Source organism: Telluria sp. ZB2R32 (genome assembly GCF_059685715.1).
Genome location: NZ_JCASIG010000002.1, coordinates 1 through 12,362, shown reverse-complemented (window position 1 = coordinate 12,362; position 12,362 = coordinate 1). Strand labels below are relative to the sequence as shown.

14 protein-coding genes are annotated in these 12,362 nt (G+C 64.0%); 9 read left to right on the top strand and 5 right to left on the bottom strand.

The window, feature by feature from the left end; all coding sequences use genetic code 11:
* Position 1 precedes the first annotated feature (1 nt).
* The gene (eda, locus tag AC56LG_RS05055; RefSeq protein ID WP_497165814.1) at positions 2–622 is read left to right on the top strand and encodes a bifunctional 4-hydroxy-2-oxoglutarate aldolase/2-dehydro-3-deoxy-phosphogluconate aldolase; all 621 of its coding nucleotides are present in this window, start codon (positions 2–4) and stop codon (positions 620–622) included.
* Between the two features lie 42 nt (positions 623–664).
* Here the strand turns inward: eda and AC56LG_RS05050 are convergent, their stop codons facing one another.
* Entirely contained in the window at positions 665–1,708 is a 1,044-nt protein-coding gene (locus AC56LG_RS05050) for a S41 family peptidase (protein ID WP_497165036.1), read from the bottom strand.
* A 634-nt stretch (positions 1,709–2,342) separates the two neighbouring features.
* Between AC56LG_RS05050 and AC56LG_RS05045 the strand changes: the two genes are divergently transcribed.
* The 3 genes from AC56LG_RS05045 (at position 2,343) to AC56LG_RS05035 (ending at position 4,642) form a co-directional block, all read left to right on the top strand.
* Entirely contained in the window at positions 2,343–3,176 is an 834-nt protein-coding gene (locus AC56LG_RS05045; protein ID WP_497165035.1) for a hypothetical protein, read from the top strand.
* A gap of 285 nt (positions 3,177–3,461) precedes the next feature.
* Positions 3,462–3,971, top strand: a complete 510-nt coding sequence (locus AC56LG_RS05040) for a Rhs element Vgr protein (RefSeq protein WP_497165034.1) — start codon at positions 3,462–3,464, stop codon at positions 3,969–3,971.
* Between the two features lie 140 nt (positions 3,972–4,111).
* On the top strand, positions 4,112–4,642 hold the full coding sequence (locus tag AC56LG_RS05035) for a hypothetical protein (RefSeq protein WP_497165033.1): 531 nt from the start codon (positions 4,112–4,114) through the stop codon (positions 4,640–4,642).
* Here the strand turns inward: AC56LG_RS05035 and AC56LG_RS05030 are convergent.
* From AC56LG_RS05030 to AC56LG_RS05015, 4 genes are read right to left on the bottom strand one after another with little or no spacing between them, the layout of a single operon-like run.
* A complete protein-coding gene (locus AC56LG_RS05030) occupies positions 4,605–5,519 on the bottom strand; it encodes an amidohydrolase family protein (RefSeq protein WP_497165032.1) in 915 nt (304 codons plus the stop codon). The genes AC56LG_RS05035 and AC56LG_RS05030 overlap by 38 nt on opposite strands.
* An 8-nt stretch (positions 5,520–5,527) precedes the next feature.
* Entirely contained in the window at positions 5,528–6,208 is a 681-nt protein-coding gene (gene ligK / locus AC56LG_RS05025) for a 4-carboxy-4-hydroxy-2-oxoadipate aldolase/oxaloacetate decarboxylase (RefSeq protein WP_497165813.1), read from the bottom strand.
* A gap of 20 nt (positions 6,209–6,228) precedes the next feature.
* On the bottom strand, positions 6,229–7,254 hold the full coding sequence (locus AC56LG_RS05020) for an amidohydrolase family protein (RefSeq protein ID WP_497165031.1): 1,026 nt from the start codon (positions 7,252–7,254) through the stop codon (positions 6,229–6,231).
* Positions 7,251–8,375, bottom strand: coding sequence for a 4-oxalomesaconate tautomerase (locus AC56LG_RS05015; protein ID WP_497165030.1), 1,125 nt, complete (start codon positions 8,373–8,375; stop codon positions 7,251–7,253). The genes AC56LG_RS05020 and AC56LG_RS05015 overlap by 4 nt, the downstream gene beginning before the upstream one ends.
* A 109-nt stretch (positions 8,376–8,484) precedes the next feature.
* On the opposite strand from AC56LG_RS05015, the gene AC56LG_RS05010 reads away from it, so the two are divergent.
* The 5 genes from AC56LG_RS05010 to AC56LG_RS04990 form a co-directional block, all read left to right on the top strand.
* On the top strand, positions 8,485–9,390 hold the full coding sequence (locus tag AC56LG_RS05010) for a LysR substrate-binding domain-containing protein (RefSeq protein WP_497165029.1): 906 nt from the start codon (positions 8,485–8,487) through the stop codon (positions 9,388–9,390).
* 181 nt (positions 9,391–9,571) lie between these two features.
* On the top strand, positions 9,572–10,543 hold the full coding sequence (locus AC56LG_RS05005; RefSeq protein WP_497165812.1) for a Bug family tripartite tricarboxylate transporter substrate binding protein: 972 nt from the start codon (positions 9,572–9,574) through the stop codon (positions 10,541–10,543).
* A gap of 105 nt (positions 10,544–10,648) precedes the next feature.
* Entirely contained in the window at positions 10,649–11,632 is a 984-nt protein-coding gene (locus tag AC56LG_RS05000; protein ID WP_497165028.1) for a porin, read from the top strand.
* Between the two features lie 82 nt (positions 11,633–11,714).
* A complete protein-coding gene (locus AC56LG_RS04995; RefSeq protein ID WP_497165027.1) occupies positions 11,715–12,176 on the top strand; it encodes a tripartite tricarboxylate transporter TctB family protein in 462 nt (153 codons plus the stop codon).
* 9 nt (positions 12,177–12,185) lie between these two features.
* Positions 12,186–12,362, top strand: a 177-nt coding sequence (locus AC56LG_RS04990) for a tripartite tricarboxylate transporter permease (RefSeq protein WP_497165811.1), incomplete at its 3' end; no start/stop codon positions are given.

The window sequence follows — 12,362 nt, the reverse complement described above, 5'->3', positions numbered from 1 at the left end:
CATGACCGTACTCGACATCATGCGCTCGGCGAGCGTGATTCCCGTCATCGCCATCGACGACCCGGCGCACGCCGTGCCCCTGGCCCGCGCCCTGGTTGCCGGCGGCATCCGCGTGCTGGAAGTGACCCTGCGCACCGCGCACGGTCTGCAGGCCATCCGCGACATGGCTCAGGTCGAAGGCGCCATCATCGGCGTCGGCACCCTGACGCAGCCGGCGGAATTCGCCGCCGCACGCGACGCCGGCGCCGTGTTCGGCGTCTCGCCGGGCCTGACCCCGAGCCTGATCGACGCGGCGAAGACGAGCGGCCTGCCGCTGCTGCCGGGCGTGATGACCCCCTCCGAAGTGATGGCCGCGCGCGAAGCGGGCTACCGCGAGCTGAAGCTGTTCCCGGCGGTGCCGGCGGGCGGCGTCGGCATGCTCAACGCGATCGCCGGCCCCTTGTCCGACGTGACCTTCTGCCCGACCGGCGGCATCTCGATCGACAGCGCACCGGCCTTTTTGGCCTGCAAGAACGTGGCCTGCGTCGGCGGCTCGTGGCTGACGCCGAAGGATGCGATCATGGCCGGCGACTGGGAGCGCATTACGGAACTGGCGCGTGCGGCGGCGGCGCTGCGCAAGTAGGGTGCGTTGAACCGCCGTTGGCGACTGCCGACGGCGGCGACATCAATGTCCTGTGGCGCCGCGCAGAGCCGTTTCTTGAAGCCGACGCTGCAGCAGGTCCTTGGCGACCGCAAGCGCGTTGTCCGGCGTCGCCGCGATATCCGGGATGACGCCGACTCCCTCCCAGTTGGTACCCGTAATTGGACTGATGGTGCGCCGGCTGGGTATCGCGGCAAAAAAGTGCTCGCCGAGCCGATAGAGGCGCGGGCCGTGGGCGCCACCCCAAGTGCGCTCACCGATCACCGTAGCGCGTTTCAGTGCTTGCATCGTGTACACGAATGCTTCGGCGGCGGACTTCGTATTGGGGCCTGCCAGGATAAGGACCGGCTTCTTGCCACCATAGCGTTTGCCGTCGAGCTTATCCTGTGTCCAGTACTGCATGGTGATGCCGGTCGCACGCTCCCAGGTGTCGTTGAGGCGGGTGCGTTCGTCAAAAAAATAGCTGATCAGTAGCGCTCCCGAATCGCCGCCGCCGCCGCCATTGTTGCGCAGGTCAATGATCAGGCCATCCGTGTCGGCGAGTGCATTCATCGCCGCCGCGAACTTGTCGGAGACGAGAAAAACCGGCGCGAACGAGGAAATCTGCAGGTAGCCGATATTGGGGCTCACGCGATCGACCTTTTCGACGCCAAGGTTTGACGCGAGAACTCTTTCGAGCACTGCAGGCGGCACCTGCTTTTCCCACTCCGCCCGCGTCTGGGGTGGCGGTGGCATCGTATCTTCGGACGGCACCGGGCGCGCGCTGAAATCGACCGACATATGCTTGTCCTGGACAACGCCCTGGATATCGTCCGACAGTTGTTTGGCCAGCTGTTTGCCATCCGTGATGCCATCGTACTTGCCCTCGCGCTGGCGCTGGCGCAGGACTGTCTCGATTTGTTTGGCCTTGTCTGGAAAGACGTAGTTGGTATTTAACTTGGCAACCAGCGTATCGACGACCGCCATTTGGGTCGCGCGATTCACCTCTATTGTCGGTAGGGGAGCAGCGATTGCTCTTGTCAGGGGCAGCACCAGCAAAGACGATATGACCAGCCATTTTTTGTTCATGTTTTCCTCTGGGTTTGGCACGCGGGTGATTGGGTAACGCTTACATCATCGACGAGGTAATAAGTTGGAATGAGATTAGCATAAAAATTGCTAATTAATCGCAATTATTATTGCTTATCCAGTTCCGGGAGATGGCTTCAGGAGCGGTTTTAAGCAGGCGTGAGGGGAGGGGCTGTCGGTCGACGCTGCTCTCGAAGAGTTGTTGAAGCGTATTCGAGCAACCCACATTAAGATTGCCGAGTCTTTTATTCTTCAAAGGTCAGGATGAATGCCGTACCTTCCCGGCGCCTGAATTCACAAGACCCGCGCCTCCTCACTGCAGGCGAAATCGCCATGGCCACGCTGCTGTTTCGCGATGCCATCGATTACGCGCGCATGCTTGTCCCGTGAATAACGTCGCCATACGTGGAATCATTCTGTCCGTCCGGGATGAGCCAACAGCGGACGTCACTGTCGTGTAAAGAGGAAAAATTTCCGGGTTTTCGTATGGGGATGGTCGCAACCCGAGTCCACTCTCGCAAAAATTTCCATCAAATGTAGACAATAATGTCTACATTGGTTATTATCGTGCTTGAGCTTTGGATATGCGTGGCGTCCAACATAGGTTTTATTATCTGTCCCATGAAAGCGATACATGCACCGTTTCTCTAACATTGCGCTGGCGACCATCGTACTGGTTATCGGGATCACACTCTCATCGAGCGGCCTTGCGCGCGCAGCGGTTGCGCATGCGTGGCCCGCAGAGCGGTTCGGTCACTGTACGGATGATCCGCGCATTTTCTGCAAGCCCGGTTCCGAACCGTTTGCCCACGCCATCGCAAACCTGCTCCCTGCAGCTGTCGCCCAGGTCGAACGGGGACAGTACGGCGCATTTCTGGAGCCAGTGAGGATCTACGTTTACAGTCGCCTGGATACCTATGCGTTGTACTCCGGTACACGGGGAGGCGCAGGCGTCACGTCGTTTGGCGAGGTGCACCTGGCGCCGCGGATGCAAACCGTTCCCAGGCAATATGCGGCACTCCTGGCGCACGAACTGTCGCATTTACATTTTGTCCAGCGCGTCGGCCCGATGACGATGATGCGCTTGCCGAACTGGTTCACGGAAGGCTGGGCAACGCTTACGTCACAGGGTGGCGGGGCTGGAGGGGTCAGCCAGGAGCAAGCGATCTTCGCGCTCGTCCATGGCCGGCATTTCACACCGCGCAATACCGAATCGCTGTTGTCACCCACGAGCGCCAGTGACTTTCACCTGAGCGGCGCAATGTATTACCGTCAGGCCTCTCTGCTGGTTTCGTACCTGGAGATGCGAGATCCGAAAGCATTTGAGGACTTGATCCGCAGTATCGAAGCTGGCCAAAGCTTTGAATCAGCATTATTCAAGGTATATCGCCAATCCCTTTCGGTTCTTTGGCAGGACTTTCAGGCCGATGTGCGCCTTCATTCTGCCGCTCGATCGGAGCACAGATAACTTCTTCCCGGGCACTGCGGTAGAAGATTTGTCAGCTGCTTGCATAACCAAGTACTTGCCCAGAAATAAATGTGCTTTTGGCTGCCAGAACCGGCGCTTGCCGCGGTGGTCCTTGTCTGCTTGCAGTGCTCGCACTGCAGCGCACTCGCCTGGTTAAACGGTATTCGAGCAATCTGAATTAAGATTCCTGTGCTTCGCACTCTCCCAAAGTAACCGATGGATTCCGTACCTGTTCGTCGCCCGCGTTCGCAACGCCGGCGCCCCCTCACCGCAGGCGAAATCGCCATGGCCACGCTGCTGTTTCGCGATGCCATCGATTACACACGCGTGCGTATCCACAGCCGCCGCTACATGCCCTTCCAGCCGAAGAACTGCTGCATGACGCCGAACGGCAGCATGTACTTCCACGGCTCCTGCTTCCTCGACGATTATTCCCAGGCCAACCTCACCGGGCAGCACTGGTTCATGCACGAGATGGTCCACGTCTGGCAACACCAGCTCGGCTATCCGGTGCGCCTGCGCGGGGCGGTGCGCATCGGCCTGCCGTACCACTACGATTTGCACGAAGGCGCGACGCTGGCCGACTACAACATGGAAGCGCAGGGCGACCTGCTGGCCGATTACTTCGTATTGAAGTTTTTGGGACGGCCGCAAGCGATGCGCCAGCGGCGCTACGAGAACGATCTTGCCTTGTACGAGCGGGTGCTGGGTGGCTTTCTGCGTGATCCGGCGAACCCCGACAACCTGCATCGGGGCCTTGCGCGCAAGCTGGTGCGCTTGCCGCTGAGCCGCTGAACGCGTGGACGGGTGACCCGTCCACCCTACAGTGCTGCCGCGTTCCTGCTACACCATCCGCAGCTTTGATTTTCCTCAATGCTGCTGTGCAGCAACATATTAGGCTTACTCCTCCTCGCCACTTCCAGTTTTCCGACCCCATGAAGCTGCTTCTGACCCTGTGCCTTGCCAGCCTCCTCTCCCTCCCGGCAGCGGCGGCGCGGCGCATCGGCGAAGCGGAGGTGCGCACGGGGAAAAACAACCTGCCGTGCTTTACCATCGCGGAGCGCGAAGAGGAACGCGGCGGCAGTCCCGATTTCCAGGCGGTGACGGTCACGGCCGGCGCGCGCACGATGTGGCGCATGGCGATGCCGCGCGAGCGCACCTTCGCGCTTGCCGCCAGCATGTGCATTCCGTATGGCGGCCGGGTGCAGGCGCTGCCGCAAACGCCGGCCGCGCCGCTGGCGAGCGGGACCGTCTACACGGTGCAACTCGACACCCGTCCCGGCAGGAACGGGGCGGCGCCGCTGCGCTACACGGCGCGCTTCTGCATGGTGCGCGATCCGGCCGGGAAGGAGGTCCTGCGCCGGATCGGCGCCAACGACCACCAGGGGCGTGACCTGTACGGTTGCCTGGCCGCCGCGCCCGGCGACCTTACTGTTCCTCGGGCCAGTACAGGCGCATCGGATTAGCGACCAGCAGCTTGTGCTGCAATGCCGGCGTCGGCGCGATGTGGGGAATGAAATCGACCAGCAAGCCGTCGTCGGGCATGTGGTCCTTCAGGTTGGGATGGGGCCAGTCGGTTCCCCACAAAACGCGGTCCGGGAATTCTTCGACCACGCGGCGCGCGAACGGCACCACGTCCCGGTAGGCATCCGTTTCGCCGTCGAGCGCGCGCGGTCCCGTCACCGACAGGCGTTCCGGGCAGCTGACCTTGCACCAGACATTCGCATGCTGGCGCATGAAATCGAGGAAGAGCGTGAACTCGGGGCCGTCGACCGGCTTGGCGACGTCCGGCCGGCCCATGTGATCGACCACGACGGCCGTCGGCAGGGCGGTGAAGAAGTCCCACAGTTCAGGCAGGTCCTGCGCCTCGAAATAGATCACCACGTGCCAGCCCAGTTCCTTGATGCGGCCGGCGATGTCCAGCAGTTCTTCCTTGGGCGTGAAGTCGACCAGGCGCTTGACGAAGTTGAAGCGCACACCGCGCACGCCGGCCGCATGCAGGCGCCGCAGCTCGTCGTCGCCGACGTCGCGCCGGACCGTCGCCACGCCGCGTGCGCGGCCGTTCGATGCCAGGCAGGCATCGACCATGGCGCGGTTGTCGGCGCCATGGCAGGTGGCCTGCACGATCACGTTGCGGGCAAAGCCGAGATGGTCGCGCAGGGCGAACAGCGCATCCTTGCCGGCGTCGCAGGGCGTGTACTTGCGCTCAGGCGCGAACGGGAAGTCGGCGGCCGGACCGAACACGTGGCAATGCGCATCCACTGCGCCGGCCGGCAGCTGGAAGCGGGGTGTCGAGGGCGCCGGATGCCAGTCGAGCCAACCCGGGGTTTTGGTCGTCGTCATGGATGTCCTCAGTCGATGTAGACCAGGCCGGCTTTTTCGAGCGCGCCGCGCATGTCGTACATGTCGAGGCCAAGCACGCCCGACGCCAGTTTCGCGCGCTTGTCGGCTTCGAGCGCCTCGCGTTTGGCGGCGGCCTGGGCGACGCGCACCACGTCCGCGGCAGGCACCACGACCACGCCGTCGTCGTCGGCCACGATGGCGTCGCCCGGTGCGACGAAGGCGCCGGCGCACACCACCGGCACGTTGACCGAACCGAGCGTGGCCTTGATCGTGCCCTTGGCGCTGATCGCCTTGCTCCATACCGGGAAGTTCATTGCGCCCAGTTCGCGCACGTCGCGCACGCCGGCGTCGATGACCAGGGCACGCGCACCGCGCGCCATGAAACTCGTTGCCAGCAGGTCGCCGAAATAGCCGTCGCTGCATTCGGCGGTAAGGGCGGCCACGACGATGTCGCCGGGCTGGATCTGTTCGGCCACGACGTGCATCATCCAGTTGTCGCCGGGATGCAGCAGCACCGTTACCGCGGTGCCGGACACGCGCGCCGGGTGGATCGGCCGCATGTAGGGCTTCATCAGGCCCATCCGGCCCATCGCCTCGTGCACGGTGGCGCTGCCGTAGTCGCCGAGCTGGTCGACGGCGGCGCGGTCGGCGCGCACGATGTTGCGCTTGACGACGCCGAGCTGGTTCATCAGGGTGTTGGTCATGTGGGTCACAGGCCTTTCTGTTTCAGGACGGCGTCGAGGCGCGGGTAGACGCGGCGCGCATTGCCTTCGAAAATCTGGTGGCGCTCGCCGTCGGTCAGGTTGGCGGCCTCGAGATAGCGTTTGGTGTCGTCGAAATAGTGGCCGGTCTCCGGGTCGATGCCGCGCACGGCGCCGATCATCTCGGAGGCAAACAGCACGTTTTTTACGGGCATGACACGGGTGAGCAGGTCGATGCCGGGCTGGTGGTACACGCAGGTGTCGAAGAAAATATTGTTGAGCAGGTACTCGGACAACAGCGGCTTCTTCAGTTCCTGGGCCAGGCCGCGGAAGCGTCCCCAGTGGTAGGGCACGGCGCCGCCGCCATGCGGGATCACGAATTTCAGCGTCGGGAAATCCTTGAACAAGTCGCTGCTCAAGCATTGCATGAAAGCCGTGGTGTCGGCGTTCAGGTAATGGGCGCCGGTCGTGTGGAAGCAGGCGTTGCAGCTGGTGCTCACGTGGATCATCGCCGGGATGTCGTATTCGACCATCTTCTCGTAGATCGGGTACCAGTGGCGGTCCGACAGGGGAGGCGAGGTCCAGTGTCCGCCCGACGGGTCCGGATTCAGGTTGATGCCGACCATGCCGTATTCGCGCACGCACCGTTCCAGTTCGGGAATGCAGCTTGCCGGGTCGACGCCCGGCGACTGCGGCAGCATGGCGGCGCCGATGAAATGATCGGGGAACAGCTGCGACACGCGGTAGCACAGCTCGTTGCACACCGCCGCCCAGGTGGCGCTGGTCTGGAAGTCGCCGATGTGGTGCGCCATGAAGCTGGCGCGCGGCGAAAACACCGTCAGGTCCAGCCCGCGTTCCTTCATCAGGCGCAGCTGGTTCGATTCGATCGAGGCGCGCAGTTCATCGTCGCCGATACGCAGGTCGGCCACCGGCGGCGCCGCAGCGCCGTCGTCGAAGGCGGCGACCTGGCGCTTGCGCCATGCTTCCAGTGCCGGTGGCGCCGTCGTGTAGTGGCCGTGGATGTCGATGATCATGCGGTTTCTCCGGTGTTCGCGTTGATATTCAGGTTGTCTTTCGCGTTGTTCCATGTTGCGGCCGGCACCATCGCTTCGCCGCGCATGATGAGGCGCGCGGTGCGCAGCAGCGCCGCCCGCAGCACCTTCTGTGGCTGCGCCGGGTCGAGTTCGAGCGTCACCGAAAACTCGCCGGTCGGGTGCTCGACCGATATCCTGCCGTCGCCTTCCCGGGTGAGAGCCAGGCCGGCGGCAACCGAACCGTCGAGCACGCAGGCGGTGGCCACCGTCACTGCGGCCAGCACCCCGATCGCGTCATGGCAGACGTGGGGAATGAAGCTGCGGGTGGCGATGCTGCCGCCCGCGCGCGGCGCGGCGACCAGGGTCATCTTCGGATAGTTTTTCGTGCTGACGTCGCCCAGTCCCATGGCGTGGCCGCAGGCGATGCGCAAGGTTTCGATGCGCGCCTTGAGCGCGCTGTCGGCGTTCAGTTCGGCCACGCTTTCGTAGCCGCTGCGGCCCATCGCGTCGGCGCGCAGCAGCACCAGCGGCATGCCGTTGTCGATGCAGGTGACTTCCACGCCGTCGATCACGTCCTTGACGGCCCCGGTGGGCAGCAGGCCGGCGCACACCGAGCCCGCGGTGTCGAGAAAGCTGATCTCGACCGGCGCCGAGGTGCCGGGCACGCCGTCGATCCGGGCGTCGCCTTCATAGCTCACCCGTCCGTCCGGCGTCTGCACGGTGATGTCGCACTGCATGCCGGTGTTCAGGGTCAGCACGCGCAGGGTGGTCGTGCCCGTGCCGGCCACGGCCAGGCCTCTCTCCAGGGCGAACGGCACCACCGCCGCCAGCATGTTGCCGCAGTTGGCGGTGCTGTCGACACTGTCGCCGGCCGGCTGCACTTGCACGAACAGGAAGTCGACGTCGACGCCCGGCACCGCGCTCTTGCGCACGATGCCGGCCTTGCTGGTGAGCGGATGGGCGCCGCCCAGGCCATCGATCTGGCGGCGGTCGGGCGAACCGAGGATGGCCAGCAGTACGCGGTCGCGCGTGGCGGTATCCGCCGGCAGGTCCGCTTCGAGGAAGAAGGGGCCACGCGAGGTGCCGCCGCGCATGAACAGGGTAGGAATGGGTGTTTGCATGGCGTCGATTGTGCGTCGCCTGTGGCGCATTAGCCAGAGCGCCGGGCGGCTAGCAGCTATAGCAAGTTGCTATATCATGCGCGGATCGCATCTTATTTTTGGAGGATGAATGGACATCAGGCAGCTGTCGTACTTTGTCAGGGTGGCCGAACTCGGCAGTTTTACGCGCGCATCGATCGTGCTGGACATCGCACAGCCGGCGCTGAGCCGCCAGGTGCGCCTGCTGGAGGTGGAGCTGCGCCAGAACCTGCTGGTGCGCAACGGCCGCGGGATCACCCTGACCGAGGCCGGCAAGACCTTGCTCGAGCACAGCCGCGGCGTGCTGCACCAGATGGAGCGGCTGCGCGAGGAATTGTCGAAGGTGCGCGGTTCGCTGGCCGGCAGCGTCGCCATCGGGCTGCCGCCGACCCTGGGGCGCATGCTGGCGGTGCCGCTCACGCGCGAATTCAAGCGGCTGATGCCCGACGCCACCCTGTCGATCACCGAGGGCCTGTCGAAGACCATGCAGGAAGCGCTGCTGACCGGCCAGCTCGACATAGCGCTGCTGTATAACGCGTTTCCGGCGCCGGGCATCGAACTGCTGCCGCTGCTGCAGGACGAACTCGTGCTGGTGCAGGGCAGGGCGGACGCTGTCGGAGCCGGACCGGTCGACCTCAAGGCCATCGCCGACTATCCCCTGATCATTCCGGGCCGTCCGAATGCCGTGCGCATGCACGTCGAGACGGCCCTGCTCAATATCGGCGTCCAGCCGCGCATCGCGATGGAGGTCGATGGCGTGGCCACGATCCTCGACCTGGTCGCAAATGGCATCGGCAATGCGGTCCTGTCGCGCCACGCAGTACTGACGGCGGCGCAGCCGGAGCGTTTTAGCACCCGCAGGATCGTCAACCCTGGTTTGTTCCCATTGCTGTCGGTGGCCACCGGCGCCGCCCGGCCCGCCACCAGCACGCAGCAGGCGACGCGCGAGCTGCTCGAACGTATCACCAAGGAGGTACTGCGCAAAGTAGAAGAATGAGTACAGGTATGTACAAGCTATGCCATTTTGCGATACCTGCTAGGCGCGTTACGGGATAGCCGTTCGGAAATCCCTCCTCGATAATCAGTTCACGTTGGCCGGTTTTACTGGCGGCCGGCTTCTTTCCATTCCAGGCGCCGCCGCGAGCGCTGATGAACATTACCGAGGCAACCGAATGACTATCAACAAATTGAAGTGTCTGCAGTACGCAGTGGCGGCATGTTCGCTGGCCGTGTCGATGTCCGTCGGCGCGCAGGAGTATCCCGCCAAACTGATCACGATCGTCGTTCCCTTCGGTGCCGGTGGTGTTGCCGACCTGACCGTGCGCCTGGTGGCGCAGAAAATGTCGGTCTCGATGAAGCAGCCCATCATTGTCGAGAATCGTCCCGGCGCGGGTGGCGTTGTCGCAGCCAGCACGGTCGCCCGGGCCCGTCCCGACGGCTATACCTTGTTCCTGATGAGTAACGGCACCGCGGTCAGCGCCAACCTGTTCAAGAAGCTGCCCTACGATACGATCAAGGACTTCGCACCCATTTCCACGCTCGGCTACTTCGACCTGGCCGTCCTGGTGAACAACAAGCTGCCGGTCAAGTCGGTAAGCGAGCTGATCGCCTACGGCAAGGCCAATCCCGGCAAGCTCAGCATCGGCACCATCAACCGCGGCAGCACGCAGAACCTGGCGGCCGAGCTGTTCACCTCGATGGCGGGCATCGACGCGCTGATCGTCCCTTACCGCGGTTCGCCGGAAGTGCTGACCGCGGCCGCTACGGGCGAAATCAACGCCGCCGTCGAAATCCTCAGCCCGGCGCTCCCGCAAATCAAGGCCGGCAATTTCCGCGCGCTGGCGGTGACGTCCTCGAAGCGCTTCGCCGGCTTGCCGAACGTGCCGACCGTGGCCGAGAGCGGCCTGCCCACCTACCAGGCGACCAGCTGGAACGCGCTCGCCGCGCCGGCCGCGACGCCGCGGCCCATCATCGATCGCCTGAACAAGGAAATCAATGCCGCCGTCGCCAGCCCGGAAATCAAGGCGCGCCTGCTCGAACTCGGCATCGCCGCGCAAGGCGGTACGCCGGAGTCGACCAAACAGCTGCTGGCCAACGATATCGCCAAATGGGGCGTCGTGATCACCAAGGCCAAGATCGAAAAGCAGTAAAGCGCAGCAAGCGGGCCGGCGTGGAAACGCCGGTCATCCATTCCTCACCACAAATATAAAACAATGAGACACATTGCATGTGCGCGTTACTGCGCAGGCCTGGCCATGGCCGCCGCATCGTTCGGGGCCTGCGCCCAGGGCGGCTCCTCGATTCAACTGTATGGCCTGATCGGCGCCTATGCCGGCAAGATGGAGCGCAGCGGCGGCCCCGCAGCGGTGACCCAGATCGGCCACGGCGGCCTGACCACCTCGTTCTGGGGCATTCGCGGCGCGGAAGAACTGGGCGGCGGCAACAAGGTCATCTTTGCGCTGGACAGCTTTTTCCAGGCCGATACCGGCGGGCAGGGCCGCAACGCAACCGATCCGCTGTTTTCGCGCAATGCGTATGTCGGCTTCGAAGGCGGGTTCGGCAAGCTGACGGTGGGTCGCCAGACCAATCCCACCTACCTGAACATGAGCCTGCTCAGCCCCTTCGGCAATTCGGTCGTGTTCTCGCCGCTGACGCTGCACTCCTTCGTGGCGGGCTACAACGGCGCCCTGATCGGCGACACGGTCTGGAACAACGCCGTCCAGTACAGCACGCCGCGCGTCAAGGGCCTGGCGGGCAACCTGATCTACGGCCTGGGCGAGACGCCCGGCAGCACCGGAACGGCCAACCTCGGCCTGCATGCCAACTACGTCAACGGTCCGTTCACCGCGGCGTTCTCGGCGCAGCGCTTCCGCGTGCCGGTCACCGCGCCGCTCACCCAGCAGAAGGGCTACATGCTCGGCGCGGCCTACGACTGGCAAGTCGTGAAAGTCTTCGGCTCGCTATCGGGCTCGGATGCCGACGGCACCGTCAACGAAACCAGGACATGGGACCTCGGCGTCAAGGTGCCCGTCACGGCGAGCGGCGCGTTCCTGGCCGAGTTCGCGCACACCAAACGCACGCGCGATCCGCTGCCGGAGAACGTGCGCAGGACCGCCTCCTTCGGCTACGACCATTTCCTGTCGAAGCGCACCGACGTCTACGCCATCTATTTGCGCGACAAGCAGACCGGATTCGACGCCGGCGACAGCATCGCGCTCGGCATCCGGCACACTTTCTGAACTGCCGGCCTGCGCCAGTGCCTGGAGGTCGGGGCCTGTGCGCAGGCCCTTGTCCTTCCACACGTTCATCGAGGAGCGCGTCGTGCCATCTTTCATCCGCCACCCCAAAGATTTTTGGACCGGCATCATCTTCCTTTTCTTCGGGCTGGCCGCCATCATCATCGGCCTCGATTACCCGATGGGCTCGGCCGGCCGCATGGGTCCGGCCTATTTCCCGGCCGTCCTCGGCGCCATGCTGAGCCTGGTCGGCCTGGTCGGCGTGATCCGCTCCTTCCTGCGCAATGGCGAAGCGATCGGCAAGTTCCACATCAAGGAACTCGTGATCGTGCTGGTGGCCGTGCTGCTGTTCGGGTTCCTGATGCGCACTGCCGGCCTGATTCCCGCCACGCTGGTGCTGGTGCTGCTGTCGGCCTATGCCAGCCCTAAGTTCAGCTGGGGCGCCTCGATCGCGCTGGCCGTCGGCCTGGCGGCGTTCTCGGTCCTCATGTTCGTCAAGCTGCTCGGCTTGCCGATGCCCATCCTCGGCCCCTGGTTCGGTTTTTAAGAAGACATCATGGAAATCTTTGCTAATCTCGGGCTGGGTCTCGAAACCGCCTTCACCCTCACCAACCTTGCCTACTGCCTGATCGGCGTGTTCGTCGGCACCGCCGTCGGCGTGCTGCCGGGCCTGGGTCCGGTCGCCACCATCGCCATGCTGCTGCCGGCCACCTTCGGCCTGCCGCCGGTCTCG

Coding starts and splice junctions, on each gene's coding strand:
- AC56LG_RS05045 (WP_497165035.1), top strand. CDS start 2,343: ATGCACCGTTTCTCTAACATTGCGCTGGCGACCATCGTACTGGTTATC.
- ligK (WP_497165813.1), bottom strand. CDS start 6,208: ATGAACCAGCTCGGCGTCGTCAAGCGCAACATCGTGCGCGCCGACCGC.
- AC56LG_RS05000 (WP_497165028.1), top strand. CDS start 10,649: ATGGCCGCCGCATCGTTCGGGGCCTGCGCCCAGGGCGGCTCCTCGATT.
- AC56LG_RS05050 (WP_497165036.1), bottom strand. CDS start 1,708: ATGAACAAAAAATGGCTGGTCATATCGTCTTTGCTGGTGCTGCCCCTG.
- AC56LG_RS05015 (WP_497165030.1), bottom strand. CDS start 8,375: ATGCAAACACCCATTCCTACCCTGTTCATGCGCGGCGGCACCTCGCGT.
- AC56LG_RS05030 (WP_497165032.1), bottom strand. CDS start 5,519: ATGACGACGACCAAAACCCCGGGTTGGCTCGACTGGCATCCGGCGCCC.
- AC56LG_RS05040 (WP_497165034.1), top strand. CDS start 3,462: ATGGCCACGCTGCTGTTTCGCGATGCCATCGATTACACACGCGTGCGT.
- AC56LG_RS05010 (WP_497165029.1), top strand. CDS start 8,485: ATGGACATCAGGCAGCTGTCGTACTTTGTCAGGGTGGCCGAACTCGGC.
- AC56LG_RS05035 (WP_497165033.1), top strand. CDS start 4,112: ATGAAGCTGCTTCTGACCCTGTGCCTTGCCAGCCTCCTCTCCCTCCCG.
- eda (WP_497165814.1), top strand. CDS start 2: ATGACCGTACTCGACATCATGCGCTCGGCGAGCGTGATTCCCGTCATC.
- AC56LG_RS05020 (WP_497165031.1), bottom strand. CDS start 7,254: ATGATCATCGACATCCACGGCCACTACACGACGGCGCCACCGGCACTG.